Consider the following 25,908-nt stretch of genomic DNA (forward strand, 5'->3'; position numbering starts at 1 on the left):
ATGAAAAGCATCATCATTTTAGGAGACGGTATGGCCGACGAGCCGATAGAGGCTTTGGGCGGCAAGACACCGATGCAGTATGCGGACACTCCCTATATGGACAAGCTGGCCGAGCTGGGCGTTACCGGACGTATGAAGACCGTTGCCGACGGTTTCCATCCGGGAAGCGAAGTGGCGAATATGGCCGTGCTGGGCTACGACCTCCCGACCGTCTACGAAGGACGGGGCGTGCTGGAAGCAGCCAGCATCGGATATGACCTGAAACCGGGGGAAATGGCCATGCGCTGTAACCTGATCTGCGTAGAGGGCGATATCCTGAAGAACCATTCATCCGGCCATATCACTACGGAAGAAGCGGACGAGTTGATCCGCTTCCTGAATGAGAAATTAGGATCCGACCGCATACAGTTCTACACCGGCGTGTCTTACCGTAACCTGTTAGTGGTGAAAGGGGGCGACAAACGTCTGGATTGCACCCCGCCGCACGATGTGCCTCTCCATCCTTTCCGCCCCCTGATGATCAGACCGGAAGTACCCGAAGCGCAAGAGACGGCCGATCTGCTGAACGGCCTGATCCTGAAATCGCAGGAGATACTGAAAGACCATCCCGTCAACCTTCGGCGCATCGCAGCCGGAAAAGACCCTGCAAACAGCATATGGCCCTGGTCACCGGGATATCGTCCGGCTATGCAGACCATGCAGGAAATGTATGGCTTCAAGCAGGGCTCCGTCATCTCGGCCGTCGACCTGATACGAGGCATAGGCGTTTATGCCGGCCTGAAAGTGATTGACGTGGAAGGGGCTACCGGACTCTACGATACGAACTACGAAGGAAAGGCGCATGCCGCCCTCGAAGCACTGAAGACAAACGACTTTGTCTACCTCCACGTCGAAGCCAGCGACGAAGCCGGACACGAAGGGGATGTCGGCCTGAAGATCCGGACCATCGAGAATCTGGACAAACGGGCCATCGGCATCATCTTCGAAGAGTTGCAGAAATGGGATGAACCGGTGGCGATTGCCGTCCTGCCCGACCATCCGACTCCTTGCTCCATCCGTACACATACGAACACTCCCGTCCCTTTCCTTATCTATAAACCGGGACAAGAGCCTGACAGCGTGACGCGTTTCGACGAGTTCTCCGTACTGGAAGGAAAATACGGCATATTGGAAAAAGACGAATTTATAAAAGAATTAGTATGAAATATTACAGCACGAACAAACAAACTCCGCTCGCCTCACTGGAAGAAGCCGTCGTAAAAGGTCTTGCCGGAGACAAAGGTTTATATATGCCGGAACACATCCGGCCTTTGGACAAGGATGTGATCTCCGGTCTCAAAAACAAATCGTTCCATGAAATCGCCTGTACGGTAGCACGGGCTTTCTTCGGGGAAGATATAGAACCGGAAACGCTCGATGCAATCGTCCGGGACACGTTGTCGTTCGAGACGCCGGTCGTCCCTGTACGCGACAATATCTACAGCCTCGAACTATTCCACGGCCCGACTTTAGCATTCAAGGATGTAGGGGGACGTTTCATGGCCCGCCTGTTAGGATATTTCATCAAGAAAGAGGGGTTGAAGCAAGTGAACGTGTTGGTGGCCACTTCCGGTGATACGGGAAGTGCCGTTGCAAACGGCTTTCTCGGCGTACCGGGCATTCACGTGTACGTGCTCTATCCGAAAGGGAAAGTGAGCCCGATCCAGGAATGCCAGTTCACCACGCTCGGACGGAACATCACGGCATTAGAAGTAGACGGGACGTTCGACGACTGCCAGGCATTGGTCAAATCCGCCTTTATGGATGAAGAGTTGAACCGCCACATGAAGCTGACATCAGCCAACTCCATCAATGTGGCGCGTTTCCTTCCGCAATCTTTCTACTATTTCAACGCGTATGCACAATTGGATAAAGCGGGCAAAGCGGACGAACTGGTCGTATCCGTCCCCAGCGGGAACTTCGGCAATATCACTGCCGGATTGTTCGCACACCGGATGGGGTTGCCTATCAAACGCTTCGTGGCTGCCAATAACCGCAACGATGTATTCCTGGAATATCTCCGCACGGGTGTCTACACGCCACGTCCTTCCGTTCCGACGATCGCCAATGCGATGGATGTCGGCGATCCGAGCAATTTTGCCCGTATCCTGGACCTGTACGGCAAGAGCGGCAACCCGCACGCGGAAATCAGCCAACTGATCGGCGGTTACCGTTTCACGGACGAAGAGATCGGGGTTACCATGAAGCAGGTTTACGATGAAACGGGTTACGTGTTAGACCCGCACGGCGCTTGCGGCTACCAGGCGTTAATCGAGAATAAACTGGCCCCGAACGAAACGGGCCTGTTCCTCGAAACCGCACACCCGGCAAAATTCAAAGGGACGGTAGACAAAATACTGGATGCCGACATCGAAATCCCCGCCAAACTGAAAGCCTTCATGCAAGGAGAAAAGCAAAGCGTAGGGATGGAAAAGGACTTCGGAGCCTTCAAAAGCTACCTGTTGGCACAATAAACATCCTGCACAAAAATAAACGTCCCGCCATTCAGGGTTTCGAATTGGTTTTCGCCCTGAATGACGGGATGTTTCATGTCTTCGTACTACTTTTTGTAATCCCCCTATTTATCCGATTTCAAAATACTCCTTATAACGGTCATACAGATGCCCCGCCTGCAAATAGGCGGATTGGGGACTCATGAAATGGGAGAACTCGAAGGTGATCGCCTTGTCGTACTTCTGCCGGGCGGCCGCTTCGAGTTTCATGCGCAGCTTGTCGAACTTGATCGGGAGGAACTTGATCGGCATGTCCCGGTCAAACGATTCGGCATTCGTCCAGCACTCGATACCGTACTTATCCGCCATCTTCTTATTGACACTGAAAAAGGCATCCAATTCATCGTAATCGATATGTCCGTCCTGGAAAGCGCAGGCATCCACGTTCCCCTTGATCCCGTCGAATATTTCAGACCATTCCTTTTCATGCTGTTCCACAGAGACCGCTTCGGCTTTTGTCAAGTCGCCTCCGGCAGCAGCGACAGCTTTCTTTCCGTCAATCCAGGGAGAGATAAGAGTCGGCAGACCGCCTGAGACCTCCTTGCACTGCTTGCCTAAACTGCTGAATGCCGCGATCGCCCCCTTGGTCGCACGGCTGATCTCCTGGCAGAGATACCATCCCTGGAAACTCTTATGATGCCCGTATTTCTTCCAGACCTCCTCGATCACATATTTGTTGGATTCGATTTCCCAGGTCAGGTCGCCCGTATCCCAGTATTTGCCGGAATCGTATAGTCCGAAAAAGAACTTCATCCCGTATTTATCCGACAGACGCAGGTACATGTCAATCAGATCGACCGAAGGCATATAGCAGCCGAATGTTTTCATCAGATACTCCGAAGGATAGGTGATGAAGTTACGATAACCGCTCCGGATCACGATTACCGTATCGATCCCGATCGCTTTCATATAAGCAAAATCCCGATCCCATTCCTTTTCACCCCAATTCTGATGCGGGATATCATGGGATATCTCATCCAAAAAAGTCCCGGATATTTTCAGCCCTTGCGCCTTCGGAATGATTAGTTTACTTTGGATATTCTCTTCCTTACCGGCTTCCGAACGGCTTGCCGATGCCTTTTCCGCACACGAAGCAAATGCTCCGGTTGCTAAAACAGCCCCGGTAGCAGAGACTTGCTTGATAAAATCCCTCCTGTTGTGATTCTTCATGGTAAATATACATTTTTGTCTAACCTCACAAATATATAAAAATATATTTAGCATTCGTTTTTTTAAACTTTCGGGAAAGAGAAACTGTTTAGAACACAGAAACAAGAAACACAAAAATAGATTCGCTATGAGTACAACAACAGTAAAAAAATCTGAGAAGAAACAGAGTATGACAAGTTCTTCAAACAAGGAGATCGCTACATTTATCGGAGAACTCTTCTCCTTTAACAGTAGCCTGAAACTTTATCACTGGCATGTTACCGGCACCGGCAGTTATGCCAAACATATGGCGCTGGACGAAGCAATCGCTTCCCTTTTGGATGTTATCGACAGGATCACCGAAACAACTTATGCTTTAGTCGGAGATTTACATATCTCCATCCCCGAAACAAAAACTCCGGACGATATCGCCAAACATGCTTCCGATTTCTACAACTATGTAGAAAAACATAGGGATCTTTTCCCTGAAGCCTTCTCACAGTCCATCATCGACGACTACCAGGAAGCTATCCAGCAATTGATATACAGGCTGGTTAGATTGGAATAGACAATATCTGATCTTTTTTCACCTATAGTAAAGGGACTGTCTCGACACCGGGACGGTCCCTTGATTTTTTCAGTACGGGCGAGACGTCATTCAATGGCCCATTCCTTCATCTCGTACATATCCTGGTATTCCTCCCATTCGGGATCCACCTCCGTATAGATAGAGAGCGGCAACATTTCAAACGGAGCCAAGGCTTCGTTCAACCGTTCACCAAAGACGCGGACGGTACGGGTATAATAGACCCAGATCCTCTCTCCTCCTCCGGTATAAACGCCGGTCAGGATCGAGAGCTTATCCTTTTCCATTGCTTTACGCAGAGCTTCCTGCACCTCCTCCATCTTTCCGGCAAGCGCTTCGGAAGGCATTCCTTTGTCGTCACCTTCATATTTCCAGGTGATTTCCACCCGTTCCTTGAACTTGCCCGACTGTAAAAATCCGGTTAATTCATCACGACCGGAAACGGTGACCAGTTGTCCGGATTCATTCTCTGAAAGAGCGGTAAACCACTCGTTGCTTAATCTCATATCAATATCAATTATTCCACAAAAATAGGGATTATTTTCCTTCTAATGCATTATTTTTGCGGCAAGAATACAAGATAAAAGAGATATGATCAGACAGGTGGAACCCCAGGATGCGAAAGCGATCACGGATATTTACAACGAATATGTATTGCACAGCGTGGCGACTTTCGACACGGAGCCGGTGCAGGAAGAGGAGATGCGTGCCCGGATTGCTGAAATATCTTCCCGCTTTCCTTATTTCGTCTATGAGGAGGGCAAGGAAATCGCCGGTTATTGTTATGCCCATACGTGGAAAGAACGTTCCGCTTACCGCTATACACTGGAAACGACTGTTTACCTGTCTCCCGGACATACCGGAAAGGGGATCGGAATGCTCCTGATGCAAAAACTGATCGAAGCATGTCGCGAAAATGGCTACCGCGCCTTGATCGCCTGCATCACGGAAGGGAACGAAGCCAGTAACATCTTGCATGAAAGACTTGGGTTCAAACAGGTTTCCCGCTTCACGAAGGTCGGCTTGAAGTTCGACCGCTGGCTGGATGTCGTAGACTACGAACTTCTGCTGACTCCGCCCTGCGACTGAACGACGCTGTTCCGGTCGTCAATGAGGGGAATCCCGAATCACTAAAGGATCAATTCTTTCTCTTTTTTAGAAAGGGAACGATAAACAATATCATAAGATTGCCGTACGAGTTCCTTAATCGTATTGTCGGGAACATCCTGATTAAAGTGAACACTTATCCAATGTCGCTTATTCATGTGCCATCCCGGCTTTATCCCCTGGTAAGCTTCTTGCAGCTCAAGATTCCTCTCCGGCTCGCATTTCAAGCAACAAAAATCGAACACCTCTATATTGACAAAACAAAACCATTTGCTTCCGACATAGAAGCAAAGCACATCCCTACTGTACCTGTCTGCCACATCCAGGAAAGGCATCTTCTCCTGCACTCCTTTAAAAGACAAACAATACTCTCTAAATTCCTCTACATTCATCACCGTTTCTTTTAGGATCATTCTTCCTCTTCTTCCACAACTGATAACTGTTAAAAATATTTTGCCAGAGGACGTAGGATCCGGGGCCGACCGATGAAAGCGGGTCCAGATAGGTATAGGCCATCCAGATGGCAAGTACGGTGTTTTTCTGGCCGAGGGCCTGTCCTGCACTGATGCGGTCGAAATAACGGGTCCCGATCCGTTTGCCCAAATAGAACTGGACAGCACAAGTCACCAAGCCCGCCAAGGCGATCAACACCTCCACTCCTACCGGAGCATTGCTTTCGACAAGAGACTTCACGGTCTGGGCCGTCACGATGGCAAGTGCGACACCCCAGAGATAGAAAGCAAGATCCCGAAACCCCAACAGGAAATGATGCAACTTCGGAAGAAAATAGCGGAACAGCATCGCCAGGAAAAACGGACAGAGCAACAAAGGGAACACCTTGCTCAATATCTTCAGGAAAGCAGCCATAAAGGTTATATCGGCATGGGGCTCTACCAGCGGGAACATCAACGGGACGACTATCGCCGCCAGAATGTTAGACAGCAAGGTGTAAGTCGTCAGGCTGGACGCACTCCCTCCCAACTTTCCGGTGATAACAGCCGCAGCCGTAGCCGTCGGGCAGATCAGGCAGACCATCGCACCCTCGAAAACCTCCTTATAAGCACCATCCATGTGCACGAATATCAACAAGGCAGCGACCAGCGAAGCCGAAACAAGCTGGAACAACAACAGCCATCCATGCCAGGGAGAAGGCATCAACTCGTGCGGTTGCACTTTGCAGAAAGTCAGCAATAGTTGCGCAAAGATCAGAGCGGGAGTCAGATAGGCAATAAAAGAACTCATGAACGGCTTTGTCGGCTCCAGAAAAGCGAAGTTGGCAAAGATAAAATACCCTAATGCACCGGCAAGCATCGCAACAGGCAATGTCCAGTTTTTCAGAAAATTCAACATAGAAATATCCTATTTTTTATTCGGGATGCAAACTTACAAAACATCTCCCACTTCCCCCACTATAATCACAACAAAATCCAAAGCACAACAAAACCCATAGGGTTACGGGTCATAAAGCATAGCTTTGCACCTCCTAACCCTATGGGTTTTCCTATCTATCTCGCCTTACTTGCGGAAGGGCGCTTTTACGACCTGGGCTTTCAGGTTGCGGCCCCGGACCTTGATAAAGATTTCCGTCCCTGCTTTCGCAAATTCAGGTTTCACATATCCCATACCGATACCCTTCTTCAGGACAGGCGACATCGTGCCCGATGTTACCACACCGATGATATGATCCTCGGTATCGGCAATTTCGTAGCCGTGACGGGGAATACCTTTGTCGACCAGTTCGAATGCACACAACTTGCGGGTAACGCCTTCTTTCTTCTGGCGTTCCAGTTCGGCGCGGTTGGTGAAGTTCTTGCCTTCGGCGAACTTGGTGATCCAACCCAGACCGGCTTCGATCGGCGAAGTAGTGTCATCGAGGTCATTGCCGTACAGGCAGAAGCCCATTTCCAGACGCAACGTGTCACGTGCACCCAGGCCGATCGGCTTGATACCTTCAGGCTTACCGGCTTCGAAGATGGCATTCCAGATCGTCATGGCGTCGTCCAGATAGAAATACAGTTCGAAACCACCGGCTCCGGTATATCCCGTATTGGAGATGATGACGTTCTTGCAACCGGCAAATTCACCCGTCACAAACGAATAGTAAGGGATGGAAGACAGGTCGACCGGAGTCAGGCGCTGCAAAACCTCAACGGCTTTCGGCCCCTGGATAGCGAGCTGTGCGGTACGGTCGGAAGAATTCTCCAGTTCCGCCCCTACCGTGTTATGGCTTACGCACCAATCCCAATCTTTGGCGATGTTGCCGGCATTGACAACCAAAAGGTATTTTTCGGGTTCATAATGATAGACCAGCAGGTCGTCCACGATACCGCCCTTGTCATTCGGGAAGCAAGTATATTGAGCCTTGCCGAGCGGTAAGACGGAAGCGTCGTTCGAGGTGACGCTCTGGATGAATGCCAACGCGTTCGGGCCTTTTACCCAGAACTCGCCCATGTGGGAAACGTCGAACACACCTACGCCGTTCACAACGGTCATGTGTTCATCGATAATACCGGTGTACTCGATCGGCATGTTGAAACCTGCAAATTCATGCATTTTGGCACCGAGTGCAATGTGCACATCGGTAAACGGAGTTGTTTTCATGATTTATGATTTGTGATTTATGATTTATAATTGCCTTTGACTAACAATTCTGCTATTTTAACGATCGTCTCCATACTCTTTTCCAGCGACTTGACCGGAAGGAATTCATAACGTCCGTGGAAGTTCAACCCGCCTGCGAAGATATTCGGGCAAGGCAGTCCCATGAAAGAAAGACGCGCTCCGTCCGTACCTCCGCGAATCGGTTTCACCAAAGGTGTGACGCCGGCTTCCTTCATGGCATCGAACGCCAGGTCCACGATAAACTTCTTCGGTTCGACCACTTCGCGCATATTATAATACTGGTCGCGCATTTCGAGTGTCGTGCTGCCCGGATGCATCTCGTTCATACGCTTTACCAACTCGTGCAGCAACTCTTTCTTCTGTTCGAAGGCGGTGCGCACATGGTCGCGTATAATATAGGAAAGGGAAGCCTCTTCGACCGTTCCGCTCATGCCGGTCAGGTGGAAAAAACCTTCATAGCCGGTCGTATGTTCGGGGCGCTGTGCGGCAGGCAGCCAGGAGGCAAATTCCACTGCCAGCAAGGAAGCGTTCAGCATCTTGTCTTTCGCATATCCCGGATGCACGTTCAGTCCTTTGAAAAGGACTTTGGCACCGGCAGCGTTGAAGTTCTCGTATTCCAGCTCGCCGATCTGTCCGCCGTCGATCGTATAGGCCCATTCGCAACCGAACTTTTCGACATCGAAATAGTCGGCTCCCGCCCCGATTTCTTCATCGGGCGTAAACCCGATACGGATCTTGCCGTGTTCGATTTCAGGATGGTCTTTCAGGTATTTCATGGCAGCGATGATAGCAGCCACACCTCCCTTATCGTCCGCCCCCAACAGGGTCTTGCCGTTGGTCACGATGATATCCTGTTCTTTATAATCGTTCAGTTCGGGAAACATGAGCGGCGAAAGCACCACGTTTTCCTCGGCACATAGCACGATATCTCCCCCTTTATAGTTCACGATACGCGGCTCGACCCCCTTGCCCGACATATCAGGGCTGGTATCCAAATGGGCGATAAAACCGATAGCAGGAATCTCCTTGTCCGTATTGGCAGGCAGGGTAGCCATCAGGTAGCTCTTGTCATCGAGAGTAATGTCTTCCAATCCTATCTCTTCCAACTCTTTTACCAATGCTTCGGCAAACACGCGCTGTCCCGGCGTACTGGGAGTCACGCCAGTCGTTTCGCTCGACTCGGTATCGAACGTCACGTACTTCAAAAATCTATCTGTTACAGTCATAAGCTTATCATTAATGTTACAAGCCATAAAAGTAATCAAAGTGTCACTAACAACAAAAAAATCATGCGCATTTCTGCACATGATTTTCCTTATTCCATCAGATCATATCTCTTTAGAAACAACTGCTTCCGTCGAAACAATGCGTACAAACTTTACATTTCGGCAATCCGATTGCCTCGATGAGCGTTTCCAGCGTATTGAATTTTAACGAGCTCAGTCCGAAACGATCGGCAATGATCTGCACCATCTTCTGATATTCCGGCGAATCGGTCGTTGCATATTTCTCCAGGTTCTTGTTTTCGTCTCCTTCCAGTTCCTTGATGATCCGGCGGGTAATCAGTTCGAGGTCGCTCTTCGACGATGTAAAGCCGAGGAACGGACAGCCATAGATAAGAGGCGGGCAGGCAATACGCATATGCACCTCTTTGGCGCCGTAGTCATACAATATTTTCACGTTGTCGCGAAGCTGCGTCCCGCGTACGATCGAGTCATCACAAAACAGGATACGCTTACCTTCCAGCATGGCCCGGTTGGGGATCAGCTTCATCTTGGCAACGAGCGAACGCATTTCCTGGTTGGCCGGAGTGAAGCTGCGCGGCCAGGTCGGCGTATATTTGGCGATGGCCCGGTGGTAAGGCGCCCCTTTCCCCTCGGCATAGCCCAAAGCCATACCGACGCCGGAATCGGGAATACCGCAAACGCAATCGACTTCGTTCTCATCTTTCTTTCCCATCTTGTAGCCGCTTTGGAAACGGACTTCCTCGACGTTCTTGCCTTCATAGCAGGAAACAGGGAAACCATAATACACCCAGAGGAAAGAGCAAACCTGCATCCGCTCGTTCGGCTGGCGCATCTGCTCGATGCCGTCGGCACGCAAGCGGAGGATTTCTCCCGGACCGACAAACCGGTCTATTTCATAATCCAGATTGGGCAAACTGCTCGATTCGCTGGTCGCGGCATAGGCGCCGTCTTTCTTACCTATAATAATAGGGGTGCGTCCCCACTTGTCGCGAGCCACGATGATACCGTCTTCCGTCAGCAGCAGCATGGAGCAGGAACCTTTGATCCGGTCGTAGACATTTTCAATGCCTTCGACAAAATCCTTCCCCTGCGTGATCAGCAACGCTACCAGTTCGGTCTGGTTCGTCTTGCCCGAACTCAGTTCGGAGAAGTGCATGTTCGCTTTCAGCAAATCCTGTTCCAATTCCTCGATGTTATTGATCTTGGCAACCGTCACGATGGCGAACTTGCCGAGATGGGAGTTGATGACGATCGGCTGCGCATCCGTATCGCTGATGATACCGATTCCGGCATTCCCCACAAACTTATCGAGAGCAGGCTCAAACTTTGTACGAAAATAAGAACTTTCCAGATTATGAATCGAACGTGTGAAACCGGCCTCCTTATCGTATGTCGCCATACCGCCGCGCCGGGTTCCCAGATGAGAATTATAGTCGGTGCCATAGAATAAATCAGTTGAACAGGCCGACTTAGAAATAGTTCCGAAAAAACCACCCATTGTAAATAGTGTTTTTGATTTTTGAATTAGGTTGCAAATGTACAAGATTATTTACAAAATGTCACTACTACCCCATCAAAATCGAATTTATACCCCATGTATTTGGAATAGTAGCAAGGGTAATATTTTTTAACAAAGCTATTTCACATCAATGCCCAGTTTTCACTACCAAAACGACAAATAGAGCTTTCCAACAAATTACATGCTCAAATATTTTGCATACATTTTTTAACACACCTAAAAACAAAAGGCTTCCAACCACTTACAAACAAATAAGGTCTGCTCCCACCAAAAACGCTTGTATTGTAAAAAATAATATCTACTTTTGCACCCGGGTAAGTCCTACACGGCATGCTCCCTCGGAATCCCCCAGGGCTTGACCGCAGCAAGGGTACTTGGTCGTAGCGGCGCGATGTAGTAAGCTTACCCACCTGCCTCTTTAGCTCAGTTGGCCAGAGCACGTGATTTGTAATCTCGGGGTCGTTGGTTCGAATCCGACAAGAGGCTCAAGAAAATGGACAATTGGAAATTGAAAATTAGCTGAAAAAGAATAATTATCAATTTTCAATTGTCCATTTTCAATTATAAGTATTGTATATTCTCGCAAAAAGATTAATTTTGCTGATGAGAACATAAAAAACGGCATTATCATGGAAGAGAATAAAGGTTTACTGTTGAAGTGCGCGATGTCTTACGGCTTGGCTATGGGCATCTTTTGGGTGATAAAATACCTGTTCCTGATTTTCGGGTATTCTATTCCTTCGCTCATCTTTATTTATGAAGGCCTGAGCCTTGCCGTCCCTTTCATCGCCTACTACCTGACCAAGCGTTACCGGCAGGACATAGGAGGAAGCATCAGTTTCTTCCACGCATGGCGGTTCGGCATCATGCTGTACTTCTTCGCAGCCCTGATCGTTTCGATCGAGCATTTCATATTCTTCCAGTTTATCGCTCCCCCCGATTTCCTGGGCAACACGATAACGCAGGCCATAGCAGTGCTGAAGAGCGCTGACTTCAACAGCGAAGTGATCGAGGCCGTCAGCCGGACCAACTTTACTCCCATCCACATGGCTATCCAAGGTATTTTCAATAATATATTTTACGGAATCATATTATCCATACCGGTAGCAGCACTGGTTTGCCGCAAACAAACAGCAAGCCCGGTGCCCGAAGAAGAATAAGAAGAAAATAAAAACAAATAATGGACATATCAGTAGTCATACCACTGTACAATGAAGCCGAGTCTCTTCCAGAATTGTTTGCGTGGATAGAGCGGGTGATGAAAGAGCATAATTTCAGTTACGAAGTAATTTTTATCAATGACGGGAGCACAGACAACTCCTGGGAAGTGATCGAAGCGCTTAAAAGCAAGAACCCGGAAGTAGTACACGCGGTCAAGTTCCGTCGCAATTACGGCAAATCCCCCGGCCTGAACTGCGGTTTCCAACGGGCAAAGGGAGACGTGATCATCACGATGGACGCCGACCTGCAGGACAGCCCCGACGAGATACCCGAACTGTACAGGATGATCACCGAAGACGGCTACGACCTGGTATCCGGCTGGAAGAAAAAGCGTTACGACCCGCTGTCGAAAACCATTCCGACCAAGCTGTTCAACGCTACGGCACGCAAATTCTCCGGCATAACGAACCTGCACGACTTCAACTGCGGGCTGAAGGCTTACAAGAATATCGTAATCAAGAATATAGAAGTCTATAACGATATGCACCGCTACATCCCCTACCTTGCCAAGATCGCCGGATTCAGCAAGATCGGCGAAAAGGTGGTGCAGCATCAGGCACGCAAGTACGGAACGACCAAGTTCGGGCTGAACCGCTTCGTAAACGGCTACCTGGACCTGATCACCCTCTGGTTCACCTCCAAATTCGGCAAGAAGCCGATGCACTTCTTCGGGCTATGGGGAAGCGTGATGTTCTTCATCGGTTTCATAGCACTGGTCATCGTGCTGAGTGCGAAACTGATTTCCATCTGTACGGGAGATTTGCGGCCGCTGGTCACCAATTCGCCCTACTTCTATGTTTCGCTGACAGCCATGATCCTCGGAACACAGATGTTCCTCGCAGGATTCATCGGAGAACTGATTTCAAGGGACTCGCCTAACCGGAACAAATATAAAATCGAAACGGAAATATAAATTGATTTATAATTTATGATTTATGATTGGTTGCAATGTGACAATCATGAATCATAAATCACAATCCATAAATCTAAAGATGTCATTTATAGAAATAGTGTTACTGGCTGTGGGATTGTCGATGGACAGTCTCGCAGTATCTGTCACCGGCGGCGCTCTCATACAAAACTACAGACATCACCACATGCTGAAGATCGGCTGTGTGATGGGGGTTTTCCAGGCAGGGATGACCATAGCGGGCTACCTGGCAGGGATGAGTTTCAAGAAATACATCACGGCGTTCGACCATTGGATCGCTTTCCTGCTGTTGCTTTACCTCGGAGGTAAAATGATATACGAGAGCACACAGGAACAGGAGGAGGATTGCAAGACAAATCCGTTGTGCTACAAGACACTGTGCGGTCTGGGCATTGCGACAAGCATCGATGCGCTGGCAGTCGGCATATCGCTGGCCTGCATCGAATCGGCCATTGCACTGGAAGCCCTGACGATCGGGATCGTCACCTTCCTGCTTTCGGCCTTCGGAGTCTACTTCGGAAACCACTTCGGCCGCAAGATCGATCTCAAACTGGACCTGATCGGCGGATTGATCCTGATCGGCATCGGGACGAAGATTCTGATAGAGCATCTTTATTTCAACGGGTAAGTTTGTCATTTTTCACCTTCACACCCCCACAAATAACTATAGGCCAGCTGTTTCCTGTGAACCCTGTGAATGCACATCAAGTTTTTCCCCCGCTACATAAATCGAAGCCCGTGCCGCACCAAGACAGTCGATCTTGCCCGCCTCGCGAAGCTCCTTGAGGCGGCGGTTCGCCAAGCCACACAACAAAAAGCCCTCAAGTTCCCGTTCAAGTCGATTTCGTTCCAGCATTCCTATTTCACCGTAACAGCTAAATTTTGAATGGAAAAATATATGACATATGTTTTAGCATTCAAAAAATAGCTATATTTGTATTATGAAGAATCCATTGGAACGATTAGGCAATATACCTATAACGGCTTCTGCATTGGAATCCCTCTTTCCCCATATCAAGGGAGGGAATCAAAAAATCAGGTTGCTTGAACGCGATAAACAGATTATCCGCCTCAAGAGAGGGCTTTATGTATGTAGTCCGGATATAACAGGTAAAATTTTATCAACCGAATTGATAGCCAATCACCTTTATGCTCCATCATATATTTCCATGTCTTCGGCTCTGCGTTACTATTGTTTAATACCCGAAGCGGTGTACACCAAGCAGTCCCTATTCCTCTCAGCCGCATAAATTTTCGTACGCATAAAAAAGCAAAACCCGACAGCCATGCCAGACACAACCGCCAACCGGATCGGCCCGTTCCAACCACTTGAGGATAGAACGTGTACATACGTGGTACGAAAACCACTACAAGGTCATAGCTAGGAAAATAAAAAATAAAGAACTGCTTTCACAGGGTTCACAAGATATATCTGGATGACAAAAGGTTATGAGAGATATAACGGTGAACCTTAATCTTTTTTTTCTAATAAGACAACAGACAGAACTTAATGACAGTTATCTCTACCTTACCGAAACAAAAAAATAAAAGATTTTTCGCATCCGTAAAAAGATTCATTTTTTTTCTCTATCTTTAGCGAAATATATTAGTACTTTGATTTACAAATTTCCAATAATCACCTAATATAATAATAGATATGGAAAAGAAAACATTATACTTAATATACGCTATTATTGCATTATCCTCTGCCATTGCATGCAAAGACACAGAAGACAATCTTTCTGTATCCACTTTGCGCAGTGACATAAATGATTACTTCTACACAATCAACAACAATGAAGCAACCCGACGTTTGGATTCGATCATGTACAACAAAATAGATACCGACAATATATATGAACGTTTTAAAATTGTACATATATCAGATCCGCATATATCCGCAGTATCTACAAATAACAATTATACAAATCCTATAAATTTAAAACAATCTGTAACATTCGCCAATCAATCTAAACTTAAAATCAACACTTTAATAGCTACGGGAGATTTCATTTCCAATTCCAGTCGAAAAGAGGCTATTCTTTTCATGGAATCATTTACAAAAAATTTCTACGAGGGAAATCATATCCCGTCCTTTATATGTACAGGCAATCATGATTGCAATATGATAGAGAAAGTTTCAAAACATTATATCAACAAAGAACAAATTCATTCCATTCTGTTTCGAAAACAAACCCAGACAGATCAAAATTATTTCTATTCCGATATACCTAATCCGCAAGGAGGTACTATTCGAATCATTTCATTGGACATGTTAGATCAACCTGCCGCCGAATATAATACGCTTTTTTATGCCTACTTCTCACAAGAACAAATTAATTGGTTAGGTAATATCGCACTAAAAGAAGGAGTAACCGACCAACATAGTATAATCATCCTAACCCATTACCCATTCCAAGCTTATTCATCAAATGCAAAAACATATTTATGCGACGGTGATTTTATTCACCCTTGGTTCATGATTCCAGAAATAATAGAGGCCTATCGTTCTCGTTCCAGTATATCAAAAATATATTCTAACAAATTAAATAATGATAATAATATTTCTGCCAATTTTAACTTTTATAATAGCAAAGGGGAATTTATTTGCTATTTAGGTGGACATGACCATTTTACAACAAACTTTGACATACAAAATTTCGAGAATGAGAATAAAAACATATCTCCACAAAAAATGCTTCTTTGTACCAATCAAGGCCCCAGTGAAATCGGGGTTGTTTATAATCGTGTCACACGAGAAGCAGACAGTCCCAGTAGTAATAGTTTTTGCATATATGCCATCGACACCAAAGAAAAGAATATTTACATAACTTTTTTCGGAGCCTACAAACCAACTGACCAAACAGAATATCCTGAAATTCAAATTATCCCGTACTAATACCTCAATCCAAGTTTAAATGGAGACATTAAAATATCAATCTATTGAAAGAAGTGTAAAGATTAATTAAATATTTCCATAGACAATTTCACCCACATTTATTTCCTAAATATGAGTAAAGAGACTATCTTTGGGTACAATAAAGTCAAATGTAAGCCGTTATATAAAAAATAATTAATATTATATGATTCAAGATTTCATCAATAAACAGTTTTTCTCACTATTTGTCTTTACTCTCATATTCGGTTTACTTCTATATGGAACTATCGGATTTGACTTTATCGATGAAATATGCGCAGCTTTACTATTTATTTTATTCGGATATTCACTATTCAAATCACCGGAGTGGTTAATAAATAAAGCTTTTTTAACCACTATTGGTGTATTTCTATTTTATTTATGCTATTCTCTTTGCATCAATAGTAACACAAAAGCAGCTATTATCACAGATTTTATTATACAATTCAAACCATACTTAGCCTTATTCTGTGTATACTCTCTTAAACCTCATTTTTCAAAAAATCAAAAGAAAATACTAAGAATAATTTGTGTATTTTTTTGGTTTCTTCTACTTGTATTAGCTTGTATAGAGATATTTAAGCCTCATACTTTATCCAATGTAATGGCTCATTCAACCTATTTCGCAGCAGGAGTCATAGCGACATCTCTTTGTTTTCTATATACTGGGGATTTCTCAAAAAAAGATAGGGTTCTATTCATCATAATGCTTTCCATAGGCCTCATATCCGGACGTTCCAAGTTCTATGGATTTTTCACATTATCAATAATGGTTATTATCTATTTCTCCAATATAAACCATTTTAAATTAAATATAAAGACTATTATCCTCCTTGTTATTACATTAATACTCATATTAGTAGTTTCATGGAAAAAAGTTTCTTTCTATTTTATAGAAGGTATTACAGGAGATGCTGAAGAAGATACAATTGCACGTTTTGTCCTTTATTCAACCTCCATTAAGATATTAATCGACTATTTCCCTTTTGGGTCCGGATTCGGAAGCTTTGCAACATATGCTTCAGGGTTGTACTATTCCCACATATACAATCAATATGGAATTGAGAATGTTTGGGGAATTAGTAAAAACTTTTATAGCTTCATTGCAGATACCTATTATCCTTCACTGGCACAATTCGGAATTGTAGGAATCATGCTTTATATCACTTTTTGGATATATATCTTCAAAAAAGCTATCACGTTTTTCCAAAAAACAAAACAAGCAAAATTAATGATCATCGTATTATTGCTGATTTGTTTTTTTGGTATAGAAGGGACATCCGATTCAACCATAACAACCCATAGAGGGTTATTCATGATGATGATGATTGGTTTAATGCTTGGAGAAATGAAAAATAAAATTGCAAATTCAAAATCATGAAGATACTACAACTCAATAAATATTTTTATCAAAAAGGAGGAGCTGAGACTGTTTTTTTCAACACAATCTCAACCTTGGAAGACAAAGGACATCAAGTAATACCTTTTGCTCTGAAAAACAAAAAAAACAGATTTTCAGAATATGAATCTTATTTTGTAGAATATCCTGAATTATCAGAATCCAGCATTTGGACTAAAATAACAAACATACCAGCATTCATTTATAATCGACAAGCTGCCAAACTATTAGAACGTTTAATTTTGGCTGAGAAACCGGATATCGCTCATATTCATTTACTATTCAACAGCCTATCTGTTTCTATATTACCTGTTTTACAGAAATATAAGATACCGACTGTTATGACCGTTCACGATTATCGGCTTATTTGCCCTGCTTATACATTAACAAACGGGAAAGGGGAAATATGTGAATTATGTAAAGATCGACATTTTATTCACTGCACACTAAACAGGTGTTCCAACGGAAATTTAACAAATAGTATGCTACTTTCATTAGAAAACAGTTTCAGATCTTGCTTCTACGAGCCACTTAAGTATATTGATAAATTTATATTCGTCAGTAAATTTGCTCAAAGAAAACATATCGAATTCAATCCGGCATATGCACGTAAAGCAGTCCAACTATATAACTTCACCCCTAATATACCTTCAAAAATCAATAAAACGACAAATTATAAATATCTACTTTATTTTGGTAGATTATCTAACGAAAAGGGTATCAATAGTTTATTGGAAGCTATGCAATATATACCCGAAATTGATTTAAAAATTATTGGTAGAGGTCCACTTTTAAAAAAGATAGGAAACAATTATTCCAAAAATGTTTCTTTTTTAGGTTTTAAAGAAGGTGAAGAATTGAAGGAATACGTAAAAAATGCACTTTTTACAATTGTTCCTTCTGAATGGTATGAAAATAATCCATTAAGTATTATTGAATCGTTGTCCTTGGGTACTCCTGTAATAGGTAGTAATGTCGGAGGCATTCCTGAACTTATACAAGATGGAAAAACTGGATTCACATTCACAATGGGAAATTCGAACGATTTAACAAAAACAATTCGAAAGGCAATAGCAATACCAAAAGAAAAACTTTATGAAATGTCTATAGCCTGCAATAAATTTGCACAACTGCATTTTTCAGCAGATAAACATTTCGACAGTCTTATCACTATTTACCAATCAATATTAAAATCATCAAAATGAAAATCATAGTAACAGGATTAAGAGGGTTTCCTAATATACAAGGTGGCGTAGAAACTCATTGTGAAAAATTGTATCCACGTCTCAGCAAGTTTGGAGTAAATGTAACAGTCGTCAGAAGATCCTACTTCGTAAAGGAAAATCCTCCTTTAACAAGTTATCAAGGAGTGTTTTTCAAAGATCTTCCAGCCCCCAAAATAAAAGGATTTGAAAGTGCTATCCATACTATATTCGGAGTTTGGTATGCCTATAAACAAAAAGCAGATATAATCCATATACACGCCATTGGACCATCAATCGCCGTGCCGTTTGCAAAACTACTCGGATTGAAAGTAGTTGTTACCCATCACGGCCCAGACTATGACCGTAAAAATTGGAATTTCTTTGCAAAACTCATTTTAAAAACTGGCGAATTCTTTGCAGCTCAATGGGCCGACGAAATAATCGTCATATCTACAGTTATTGACAACATACTAAAAACAAAATATAAGAGAAATAATGCAACATTAATCTATAACGGTGTTGATATTTATCAGCCAACTCAAACCGACCAATATATCAAATCGTTAGGACTCAGCCGCAGAAAATACGTTTTAGCTGTTGGCCGATTTGTAAAAGAAAAAGAATTTGACAAACTAATCATGGCCTTCTCTGATCTAAACTTGCAGGATTATCATTTAGTTATTGCAGGAGATTCCGACCATGAGACTTCTTATTCATCCTTTCTAAAAGAGTTAGCACGAAAAAAGCAAGTTATACTGACCGGAATGGTAAAAGGAGAATCATTGAAAGAGCTTTATTCACATGCAGGATTATTCGTTTTACCCTCTTCCCACGAAGGTTTGCCTATCACACTATTAGAAGCCATGAGTTACAATATCGACACATTAGTTAGCGATATTCCCGCCAATCTAGCTGTGGGATTATCAAAAGAACACTATTTCGAACTAAATCACATAGACAACTTAAAACAACAACTAAAACATAAGATACTTCAAAATAAATATCCAGTATATTATGACTTAAAAGCATATGATTGGGATCATATAGCCCAGCAAACTTTTAATGTATATAATAATTTACTAAACATGTAGTTCTTCAGGAATGACACCACCTAATACTGCCGCATAATAAGAAAAGACAGTATTATACATTTCAGGTGCCAATATCCTTATTACACGACTAGCTTTTGAAATCGCATAAAAATCCACAAATGTTTTCATTACGACTTCACGGCTGTCTTCAAAAAAGGATATATGCCCGACTTTTCCATCCAATACTATTACAGGCAGGGCTTTCACACGTTCAAGAAAAACTTTACTATCTGAAAAGACTACAATTTCCTTATTTTCATTTTGGTTTATAATCTGCTTGATACCATTTAGACAACGTTGTATTAAATTCTCCCGTTTGGTCTCCGTTAGAGTATTAAACTGATCTTTCTCAAAATTTTCTAAAGCATTCACAAATCGTAAATGAACAGCTATAAAACCAGAGATATCGAAATTGCAACAATTCAAACAGTCATTCAATGCTTGAGAAGGCTTGAATAATTCCAAAAACAAATTTCTCCATACAGATTCAGCATTTAGAATATGGTTTGAAGATATAATATCATACCCTATATAACAGTAAACATGATACTGTCTAACAGTTTTACGTAACTTAGGTATTTTTCCACTACCATTGTACGGTATAAGCCGAACATTCTGCAAACTATAACTTAATTCGGACTGATTCGCAATCCAATTATATTTATTCACAGACAAATACTCTTCTAAATTAAATGGATGGTTAAAAATTATCTTAAAATCAAATCCATTTACTTTAGCCACATAAAATAATCCAACAACTGCCTTAAAGCGATCGACTAATCCTGGATGTTTAATATTTGGATCAATAATAAAATAAAGAGTATTACCCGATACTTCACGATCTTTTTTAAAAGAATACATCTGCCAATAGTAATGTAAATCTCTAAAATAATACCGTAAACCATTAATAGTAGTCTGAAAATATTTACGATAATACCGACTACCTCTAAGAATATATTTTATTTTTTCTAAACAATCCATTATAAGCCGAATTATATATTTGAATACAAACTCTTCAATTTTATTTCATTTGCATGCCAAAGCCTATTTTTCAATATATAATCTTTTATTGTAGCAGAGGCAGTAATCTTATTCTCTTTATAAGAATGAATCTTCATATCCAACTCGTCTACCATTTCAGATGAAATATTTTCAAGATCATCCAGAATCACGCCATAACCACTATTTTCAATAAGAACTTGAGCATCTCCCGAATATTTCGTTGCAATAACCATAGCTCCTACAGCCATATACTCTGCGATTTTAGTCGGAGAAGCATTTATATTCACCAAACTATTATGTCTCAATACAAAACCCGCATCAATAATAGACAAATACAAGGGAACCTGTTCATATCGTAAACTCATACAAAGATAGTCATTCCCCAACAATTCAATTTTTTTTGCAAAAGGGGTTAAATCATCATTTGTGTATATACATAAAAAGTATCTATTATCTTTCGCTTTTAAACGTAAAAAAAGATCTAATGTTTCTTCCATACATTGCCACTTTTGCAAGCCACCTAAATAACATAAAACAATACGTTCTTTTAAATGCATTTTCTCACGCAAGGTAATAGTCTGAGCTGGATCTATCTGAAATTTTTCATTATTAAAACTACATGGTAAAATAAAAAATGGACAGTCATAAGAGTAATATTTTTTAAGATTATTTGCCAAATTATTCGACACAGCTATTATTCGTTGTGAACGAGACAATGCATAACAAACATCTTTTTCAGCACGATTTATTAATGATTTCCTCCTTCCATTCATTTGTAATTCAGGGACTGGATCAGCGTGAAAATCTGTCACGACCGAAATATCTTTTTTTAAAAATCTGACGCATGAAACAGAAAGTGATGTTTCTAATTGAACTAACTTTATATGGTTAAACTTTACAATAATCCAAGTTATTACAGCCCGCAACCATGCTGCTATTCCTCCTAATCCCAAACGATCTGGTAACGTAAATATAAAATATGATTTAATACTCAAGGGTATATTTTTTTTGTTTACAATCACCAAAGAAAAATCTTTCTTGAAAAAAGCCAATAAAAAAACATCAAATCCAATAGAATCCAAAGATTGGAGCATATTTAATGTTCTGACTTTATCACCTCCGTCACCACACAAAGGATATCCATTATGAATAACTAATATTTTTCTTTTCATAAACAACCGATTTACAACAAAATATTCACAATCGACTGACTGGTTTTCCCATCTCCATACGGATTTTGAGCCTTTGACATTTGCCGATATAAATCTTTATTCTCCAGTAAATCAGAAACATTATCTATAATTGAATTATAGTCAGTTCCCACCAATTTGACAGTTCCTGCTCCCACCGCTTCAGGCCGTTCGGTCGTATCTCGCATAACCAGCACAGGCTTTCCTAATCCCGGAGCTTCCTCCTGTATTCCACCACTATCAGTCAAAACAAATGTAGAATGATTCATCAAATAAACAAAAGGAAGATAATCCAACGGTTCTATAAGAAATACATTCGTTAAGGTTTCTTTATGGCTTTCTCCCAATATCTCAGCAATTGGCTTCCGTACATTCGGATTCAAATGCATGGGATACACAAAATCAACAGTAGAATATTTCTGAGCCAAAGTCTTTATCGCCTTACAAATATGAACGAATCCTTCACCAAAATTTTCCCTTCTATGTCCTGTTATCAAGACCATTTTCCGCTTTTCACTTTTCCACAAAGGTAATAAAAAAAGAGGAATACCTGCCTGTTCTAATACAAACTGAATACTTTTCTCTATATCTTTTCTTGACCTGATTTGTTCTAACACTAAATGCAGGGCATCAATAACAGTATTTCCAACAACATGAATATTATCGTCAGCAATACCTTCTCTTTGCAGATTTCGCCGACTCAATTCTGTAGGTGCAAAATGAAAAACTGCAATACGACTTGTTATCTGTCGATTCATTTCTTCAGGCCAAGGACTATAAATATTATGAGTTCTTAACCCAGCTTCTACATGCCCTACAGGTATTTGCAGATAGAAAGCTGCCAATGCAGCAGCAGTAGAGGTTGTTGTATCACCATGCACTAATACAATATCCGGCAATTCTTTCTTTAACACATCACGTAAACCTAATAAAACACGAGAAGTTATATCGTATAAATCCTGCCCTTGTTTCATTATATTCAAGTCATACTCAGGTTTGACATCAAAAACATGTAAAACTTGATCTAACATTTCCCGATGCTGTGCAGTAACACAAACAACAGTTTTAAAATTTATCGTATCCTTTTGAAACTCTTTTACTAATGGACACATTTTAATTGCTTCCGGGCGAGTTCCAAAAATAAGCATCACTTTTTTCATTTTCGATTAAATTATTCTTTTATATCCACATTATTTACATGATAAGTTATTTTACTTAAATCCGGCAACACCATATAATCTCCATATAAATGGGACAAATAGCCATCTGTATTAGCAGGAGCTGGAAATTTTTTCCCCTCAAAAAGAATCTCTCTCAATGGAAAAATATCATCCAACAACCTTACACCCAAAAAACCAGATCCTAATCCCAATCGATGCTCTTTTGTCGGAAATAACTTAATAATCATTCGAATGCAGGGATAAAGTATGTTTGTTAAAAATGACAACAAACATCTCATTATTCCTTTTTTTATTCCTAATCGGTCATTTTTCAAATAAGAAAGTCTATAAATATATCCATGGAATTTAGATGCAATCCACGCTATTTTATAATTAACAGGTTCTATATAAAAAATATCAATATAAACCCCATTATATTTATAATTTTTACCAATATTATTCACTTCTGATATATAAGAATCTGTTTCTCTCAATTTTGCATAAGGAGCAACGTAGTTACTATCAGTGTACATTGTTTGTAGTACCAAATTAGAGGGTAATTCAAAAGGTAAGACTTCCATTAATCTTTTATAGTCTCGATACAACATCTCGATATCCAAATCATCATCCCAGGGTATAAAACCTCCATGACGAACAGCACCTAACAATGTTCCAGAACTAAGCCAATAGTGTATATCATGTTTCTTGCAAACTTTATCTATAAACTCTAAAATGCAGAGCATCTTCATCTGATGAAGTCTCAATACTGAACCTTCCGGATTAAAACGATTAAACCCGTCCATAAAGCATAATTAATTTATAACGGTTACAATAATATAGTCTATATATAGCTATTACAAATTCTGCAAAACCTAAAGCCAATGCAAAATTAATAATAGAGAATGAGTTTGTAAAATATAGTATCACATAAATTACAATTAAAACAAAAGTCGAAAGAATAACACTTCGATTAAAAGGTTTGGGATAACCAAAAGAGACCAGTACTGGTGATCCTGTAAAAGAAGTAATACCTCCACTAAAAATGAACAAACTAAAAACGCGTAATATATCAACAGATTCAGGCAATTTACCATCCGATAAAATAAAAACGGAAAATGGAGCAAGAATATATACAATTACAATGATACAACCTGTAGTTAACAAAATCAATCGGAAACACTTATTAACAAATTTTCGATCAAGTGTTTTTGCTATATGGGGAAACAATGCTTGATTCAACATTTGTAAAGGGACAAGTGCAGTCATTGCAATCTTCTGAGCCAAATCAAAAGCAGCAACCTCATGCATTGAAAAGAAAATTCCACAAATCGTCTTTGCCATACTTGCATTAATCACTACTGATACACGAGAAACAAAAAACGGAATACTCTCTTTAAAATACAGTTTTATCGATTTTATAGTTGGCATAAATAAGGATATCTTTTCTACCCGAATCAACATAAAAAAGGAAACGATTCCAGATAAAAACCACCCTAAGGACTGAAGTAATGGTATCAGCAAATAATCACTTTCGTTTTTAATAAAAATAAATACTGTAACTGTGTAAAAGAAAATAGAAGTAAAACGAATCAAAGTAATGTATTTCATTTTTTCTACTCCTTGATAAAACCAGACAGGAAACAAAATTTCTGAAAGGCAGGATAAAAAAGACAATAAAAACAAAACATAATTATCTCTAAATTGTTTCACACATAATAATAAAAATCCCAATACAAAAAAAGAAAGTATAAAAAGAAAAGTTTTAATGATCAAGACAGAAGATACAACTTCTGACAGTTTTTCATTATCAGAACGATTTATGGAAACATTCTTTACAGCCGAAACATCCAGACCAAAGTTGACAAATATAATAAAATAAGATATAATAGCCTGCGCAAATACGACTAAACCGTACTTATCTGCACCAACTGTAGATATCAAATAAGGCAATGCAACAAAAGGCATTACCATCTTTAATATCTCAAGTACAGATAAATACGTGGTATTATGAATAATTACTTTGTATTTATTATCTTGATCGAACTTCATTACTATTCCTAACTAATCATACCCAAAACTTCTTAATTAATTTATCTGAAGAAATATCAGGTAATGAATCTTTGACCTTATCATATACTTGAGAAGCAAAATAAATATCATGTAATGCAATACCTATATTATAAGCCAGAATACGCTCTTGATCTGAAGTTCTACCAGGATTCTGCTTTAACAATATACGGGCAAACTCATCAAACTGTTTAAATTGATTAAAATATTTAAATCCTTTTACATGAGCAACATCATCAGCAAAAATCTTATCGAAAAATAAGTCGCAATTCTGAAATCCGCGCGTATGAACCGGTACAACCAGCACTCCCGGCTTAAAACATGTATCTGATGCAAAAAGATCATGTGCAACAGTTACACAAGACACAACCACATCTGCACCAGTGATCAAATCCGCCGCATTTTCATATACAGAAAAACTTAATCGAGAATATTCTTTAAAGCGGTTCATGAAATCCAATTCTTGCCCTTTATAAGACAAAAGACGAATATTTAATGGTCCTTCCAATACAGCCATCAAACACAATAACGTAGTCCGAGCTGTATTTCCTAACCCCATAAACGCATATTCCTTAGCTGAAGAAGTTCTCAGATGCTGTATGGACAATGCCGCAACAGCACCGGTGCGCATCGCGGTAATCCAACTTCCATCCATCAGCGCCAAAAAATCACCATTTTTTGCATCATACAACAGAATATCACTAACTAATGCAGGTTCCCGTTTCGGGAAACGGGAAACAACCTTAACTCCACAACGTCCACAAGAAGGCAAATAGGATGGCATCGTATTAAAAAAGACATCCGGTTCTATTGTCATGCTAATTTTATGGGGCAAACAACTATCGTATTTCATTCTTAATGCAGCTTCTACCCACCCTATACAATCAACCGGAGATATGGAAAGATTTCGTATCGTTTCAAAATCTATTATTTTCATTGCTTT

General features: G+C 41.6%; 24 protein-coding genes, 1 tRNA gene and 1 pseudogene. 13 read left to right on the top strand and 13 right to left on the bottom strand.

Annotated features, from left to right (window positions below; translation table 11 throughout):
* Window positions 1–1,203, top strand: a complete 1,203-nt coding sequence (locus RDN79_RS09905; RefSeq protein WP_298546817.1) for a cofactor-independent phosphoglycerate mutase — start codon at window positions 1–3, stop codon at window positions 1,201–1,203.
* Window positions 1,200–2,513 carry a threonine synthase gene (thrC, locus tag RDN79_RS09910; protein ID WP_298546819.1) on the top strand — a complete coding sequence of 438 codons (1,314 nt, stop codon included), beginning with the start codon at window positions 1,200–1,202 and terminating at the stop codon, window positions 2,511–2,513. Before RDN79_RS09905 ends, thrC begins: the two co-directional genes overlap by 4 nt.
* A 108-nt stretch (window positions 2,514–2,621) precedes the next feature.
* On the opposite strand, the gene RDN79_RS09915 is transcribed toward thrC, so the two are convergent.
* Window positions 2,622–3,722, bottom strand: coding sequence for a DUF4434 domain-containing protein (locus RDN79_RS09915; RefSeq protein WP_298546821.1), 1,101 nt, complete (start codon window positions 3,720–3,722; stop codon window positions 2,622–2,624).
* A 127-nt stretch (window positions 3,723–3,849) separates the two neighbouring features.
* On the opposite strand from RDN79_RS09915, the gene RDN79_RS09920 reads away from it, so the two are divergent.
* Entirely contained in the window at window positions 3,850–4,269 is a 420-nt protein-coding gene (locus RDN79_RS09920; protein WP_298546825.1) for a DUF5856 family protein, read from the top strand.
* Between the two features lie 86 nt (window positions 4,270–4,355).
* Here RDN79_RS09920 and RDN79_RS09925 read toward each other — a convergent pair whose 3' ends face one another.
* Entirely contained in the window at window positions 4,356–4,793 is a 438-nt protein-coding gene (locus RDN79_RS09925) for a DUF695 domain-containing protein (RefSeq protein WP_298546827.1), read from the bottom strand.
* Between the two features lie 85 nt (window positions 4,794–4,878).
* On the opposite strand from RDN79_RS09925, the gene RDN79_RS09930 reads away from it, so the two are divergent.
* Window positions 4,879–5,376 (top strand): GNAT family N-acetyltransferase, encoded by a 498-nt coding sequence (locus RDN79_RS09930; RefSeq protein ID WP_298546829.1) that lies wholly within the window; start codon window positions 4,879–4,881, stop codon window positions 5,374–5,376.
* 41 nt (window positions 5,377–5,417) lie between these two features.
* Here RDN79_RS09930 and RDN79_RS09935 read toward each other — a convergent pair whose 3' ends face one another.
* From RDN79_RS09935 to RDN79_RS09955, 5 genes are all read right to left on the bottom strand, one after another.
* Window positions 5,418–5,786, bottom strand: a complete 369-nt coding sequence (locus RDN79_RS09935; protein WP_298546831.1) for an MmcQ/YjbR family DNA-binding protein — start codon at window positions 5,784–5,786, stop codon at window positions 5,418–5,420.
* Window positions 5,767–6,744 carry a transporter gene (locus RDN79_RS09940; RefSeq protein ID WP_298546833.1) on the bottom strand — a complete coding sequence of 326 codons (978 nt, stop codon included), beginning with the start codon at window positions 6,742–6,744 and terminating at the stop codon, window positions 5,767–5,769. Before RDN79_RS09940 ends, RDN79_RS09935 begins: the two co-directional genes overlap by 20 nt.
* Before the next feature lie 165 nt (window positions 6,745–6,909).
* Window positions 6,910–7,995, bottom strand: a complete 1,086-nt coding sequence (gcvT, locus tag RDN79_RS09945; RefSeq protein WP_298546835.1) for a glycine cleavage system aminomethyltransferase GcvT — start codon at window positions 7,993–7,995, stop codon at window positions 6,910–6,912.
* A 17-nt stretch (window positions 7,996–8,012) separates the two neighbouring features.
* Window positions 8,013–9,242 (bottom strand): peptidase T, encoded by a 1,230-nt coding sequence (gene pepT, locus RDN79_RS09950; RefSeq protein ID WP_298546837.1) that lies wholly within the window; start codon window positions 9,240–9,242, stop codon window positions 8,013–8,015.
* Window positions 9,243–9,354: 112 nt separating this feature from the next.
* A complete protein-coding gene (locus RDN79_RS09955; RefSeq protein ID WP_298546839.1) occupies window positions 9,355–10,761 on the bottom strand; it encodes an amidophosphoribosyltransferase in 1,407 nt (468 codons plus the stop codon).
* 433 nt (window positions 10,762–11,194) lie between these two features.
* On the opposite strand from RDN79_RS09955, the gene RDN79_RS09960 reads away from it, so the two are divergent.
* The 9 genes and pseudogenes from RDN79_RS09960 to RDN79_RS10000 all read left to right on the top strand — a co-directional run bounded on the left by RDN79_RS09960 (window position 11,195) and on the right by RDN79_RS10000 (window position 19,546).
* A tRNA-Thr gene (locus RDN79_RS09960) sits at window positions 11,195–11,268 on the top strand.
* A 143-nt stretch (window positions 11,269–11,411) separates the two neighbouring features.
* Window positions 11,412–11,942 carry a DUF4199 domain-containing protein gene (locus RDN79_RS09965; RefSeq protein ID WP_298546841.1) on the top strand — a complete coding sequence of 177 codons (531 nt, stop codon included), beginning with the start codon at window positions 11,412–11,414 and terminating at the stop codon, window positions 11,940–11,942.
* A 20-nt stretch (window positions 11,943–11,962) separates the two neighbouring features.
* Window positions 11,963–12,916 (top strand): glycosyltransferase family 2 protein, encoded by a 954-nt coding sequence (locus tag RDN79_RS09970; protein WP_298546844.1) that lies wholly within the window; start codon window positions 11,963–11,965, stop codon window positions 12,914–12,916.
* 79 nt (window positions 12,917–12,995) lie between these two features.
* Window positions 12,996–13,562: a manganese efflux pump MntP family protein gene (locus RDN79_RS09975; protein WP_298546846.1), complete on the top strand. Its 567-nt coding sequence runs from the start codon at window positions 12,996–12,998 to the stop codon at window positions 13,560–13,562.
* Window positions 13,563–13,875: 313 nt separating this feature from the next.
* Window positions 13,876–14,166 (top strand): annotated as a pseudogene (locus RDN79_RS09980) (hypothetical protein); the annotation flags it as partial.
* A gap of 425 nt (window positions 14,167–14,591) precedes the next feature.
* Window positions 14,592–15,833 carry a metallophosphoesterase gene (locus RDN79_RS09985; RefSeq protein ID WP_298546850.1) on the top strand — a complete coding sequence of 414 codons (1,242 nt, stop codon included), beginning with the start codon at window positions 14,592–14,594 and terminating at the stop codon, window positions 15,831–15,833.
* Between the two features lie 184 nt (window positions 15,834–16,017).
* A complete protein-coding gene (locus RDN79_RS09990; protein ID WP_298546852.1) occupies window positions 16,018–17,232 on the top strand; it encodes an O-antigen ligase domain-containing protein in 1,215 nt (404 codons plus the stop codon).
* Window positions 17,229–18,455 carry a glycosyltransferase gene (locus RDN79_RS09995; protein ID WP_298546854.1) on the top strand — a complete coding sequence of 409 codons (1,227 nt, stop codon included), beginning with the start codon at window positions 17,229–17,231 and terminating at the stop codon, window positions 18,453–18,455. The genes RDN79_RS09990 and RDN79_RS09995 overlap by 4 nt, the downstream gene beginning before the upstream one ends.
* Window positions 18,452–19,546: a glycosyltransferase family 4 protein gene (locus tag RDN79_RS10000; protein WP_298546856.1), complete on the top strand. Its 1,095-nt coding sequence runs from the start codon at window positions 18,452–18,454 to the stop codon at window positions 19,544–19,546. The genes RDN79_RS09995 and RDN79_RS10000 overlap by 4 nt, the downstream gene beginning before the upstream one ends.
* On the opposite strand, the gene RDN79_RS10005 is transcribed toward RDN79_RS10000, so the two are convergent.
* Genes RDN79_RS10005 through RDN79_RS10030 form a run of 6 tightly spaced genes read right to left on the bottom strand, consistent with a single transcriptional unit; the run spans window position 19,535 to window position 25,902 of the window.
* Window positions 19,535–20,527, bottom strand: coding sequence for a hypothetical protein (locus RDN79_RS10005; protein ID WP_298546858.1), 993 nt, complete (start codon window positions 20,525–20,527; stop codon window positions 19,535–19,537). The genes RDN79_RS10000 and RDN79_RS10005 overlap by 12 nt on opposite strands.
* An 11-nt stretch (window positions 20,528–20,538) precedes the next feature.
* Window positions 20,539–21,720 carry a glycosyltransferase family 4 protein gene (locus RDN79_RS10010; protein ID WP_298546860.1) on the bottom strand — a complete coding sequence of 394 codons (1,182 nt, stop codon included), beginning with the start codon at window positions 21,718–21,720 and terminating at the stop codon, window positions 20,539–20,541.
* Between the two features lie 11 nt (window positions 21,721–21,731).
* Entirely contained in the window at window positions 21,732–22,898 is a 1,167-nt protein-coding gene (wecB, locus tag RDN79_RS10015) for a non-hydrolyzing UDP-N-acetylglucosamine 2-epimerase (RefSeq protein ID WP_298546862.1), read from the bottom strand.
* Between the two features lie 11 nt (window positions 22,899–22,909).
* Window positions 22,910–23,701, bottom strand: coding sequence for a phosphorylcholine transferase LicD (locus RDN79_RS10020; protein WP_298546865.1), 792 nt, complete (start codon window positions 23,699–23,701; stop codon window positions 22,910–22,912).
* A complete protein-coding gene (locus RDN79_RS10025) occupies window positions 23,688–24,947 on the bottom strand; it encodes an oligosaccharide flippase family protein (protein WP_298546867.1) in 1,260 nt (419 codons plus the stop codon). Before RDN79_RS10025 ends, RDN79_RS10020 begins: the two co-directional genes overlap by 14 nt.
* Window positions 24,948–24,963: 16 nt before the next feature.
* Window positions 24,964–25,902 carry an ornithine cyclodeaminase gene (locus RDN79_RS10030; RefSeq protein ID WP_298546869.1) on the bottom strand — a complete coding sequence of 313 codons (939 nt, stop codon included), beginning with the start codon at window positions 25,900–25,902 and terminating at the stop codon, window positions 24,964–24,966.
* Window positions 25,903–25,908 lie beyond the last annotated feature (6 nt).

This window comes from uncultured Parabacteroides sp. (assembly GCF_902493135.1).
GTDB lineage: Bacteria > Bacteroidota > Bacteroidia > Bacteroidales > Tannerellaceae > Parabacteroides.

Bases quoted from the DNA above. Each gene is read 5' to 3' on its own strand.
- RDN79_RS09905 (WP_298546817.1), top strand. From the start codon at position 1: ATGAAAAGCATCATCATTTTAGGAGACGGTATGGCCGACGAGCCGATA.
- thrC (WP_298546819.1), top strand. From the start codon at position 1,200: ATGAAATATTACAGCACGAACAAACAAACTCCGCTCGCCTCACTGGAA.
- RDN79_RS09915 (WP_298546821.1), bottom strand. From the start codon at position 3,722: ATGAAGAATCACAACAGGAGGGATTTTATCAAGCAAGTCTCTGCTACC.
- RDN79_RS09920 (WP_298546825.1), top strand. From the start codon at position 3,850: ATGAGTACAACAACAGTAAAAAAATCTGAGAAGAAACAGAGTATGACA.
- RDN79_RS09925 (WP_298546827.1), bottom strand. From the start codon at position 4,793: ATGAGATTAAGCAACGAGTGGTTTACCGCTCTTTCAGAGAATGAATCC.
- RDN79_RS09930 (WP_298546829.1), top strand. From the start codon at position 4,879: ATGATCAGACAGGTGGAACCCCAGGATGCGAAAGCGATCACGGATATT.
- RDN79_RS09935 (WP_298546831.1), bottom strand. From the start codon at position 5,786: ATGAATGTAGAGGAATTTAGAGAGTATTGTTTGTCTTTTAAAGGAGTG.
- RDN79_RS09940 (WP_298546833.1), bottom strand. From the start codon at position 6,744: ATGTTGAATTTTCTGAAAAACTGGACATTGCCTGTTGCGATGCTTGCC.
- gcvT (WP_298546835.1), bottom strand. From the start codon at position 7,995: ATGAAAACAACTCCGTTTACCGATGTGCACATTGCACTCGGTGCCAAA.
- pepT (WP_298546837.1), bottom strand. From the start codon at position 9,242: ATGACTGTAACAGATAGATTTTTGAAGTACGTGACGTTCGATACCGAG.
- RDN79_RS09955 (WP_298546839.1), bottom strand. From the start codon at position 10,761: ATGGGTGGTTTTTTCGGAACTATTTCTAAGTCGGCCTGTTCAACTGAT.
- RDN79_RS09965 (WP_298546841.1), top strand. From the start codon at position 11,412: ATGGAAGAGAATAAAGGTTTACTGTTGAAGTGCGCGATGTCTTACGGC.
- RDN79_RS09970 (WP_298546844.1), top strand. From the start codon at position 11,963: ATGGACATATCAGTAGTCATACCACTGTACAATGAAGCCGAGTCTCTT.
- RDN79_RS09975 (WP_298546846.1), top strand. From the start codon at position 12,996: ATGTCATTTATAGAAATAGTGTTACTGGCTGTGGGATTGTCGATGGAC.
- RDN79_RS09985 (WP_298546850.1), top strand. From the start codon at position 14,592: ATGGAAAAGAAAACATTATACTTAATATACGCTATTATTGCATTATCC.
- RDN79_RS09990 (WP_298546852.1), top strand. From the start codon at position 16,018: ATGATTCAAGATTTCATCAATAAACAGTTTTTCTCACTATTTGTCTTT.
- RDN79_RS09995 (WP_298546854.1), top strand. From the start codon at position 17,229: ATGAAGATACTACAACTCAATAAATATTTTTATCAAAAAGGAGGAGCT.
- RDN79_RS10000 (WP_298546856.1), top strand. From the start codon at position 18,452: ATGAAAATCATAGTAACAGGATTAAGAGGGTTTCCTAATATACAAGGT.
- RDN79_RS10005 (WP_298546858.1), bottom strand. From the start codon at position 20,527: ATGGATTGTTTAGAAAAAATAAAATATATTCTTAGAGGTAGTCGGTAT.
- RDN79_RS10010 (WP_298546860.1), bottom strand. From the start codon at position 21,720: ATGAAAAGAAAAATATTAGTTATTCATAATGGATATCCTTTGTGTGGT.
- wecB (WP_298546862.1), bottom strand. From the start codon at position 22,898: ATGAAAAAAGTGATGCTTATTTTTGGAACTCGCCCGGAAGCAATTAAA.
- RDN79_RS10020 (WP_298546865.1), bottom strand. From the start codon at position 23,701: ATGGACGGGTTTAATCGTTTTAATCCGGAAGGTTCAGTATTGAGACTT.
- RDN79_RS10025 (WP_298546867.1), bottom strand. From the start codon at position 24,947: ATGAAGTTCGATCAAGATAATAAATACAAAGTAATTATTCATAATACC.
- RDN79_RS10030 (WP_298546869.1), bottom strand. From the start codon at position 25,902: ATGAAAATAATAGATTTTGAAACGATACGAAATCTTTCCATATCTCCG.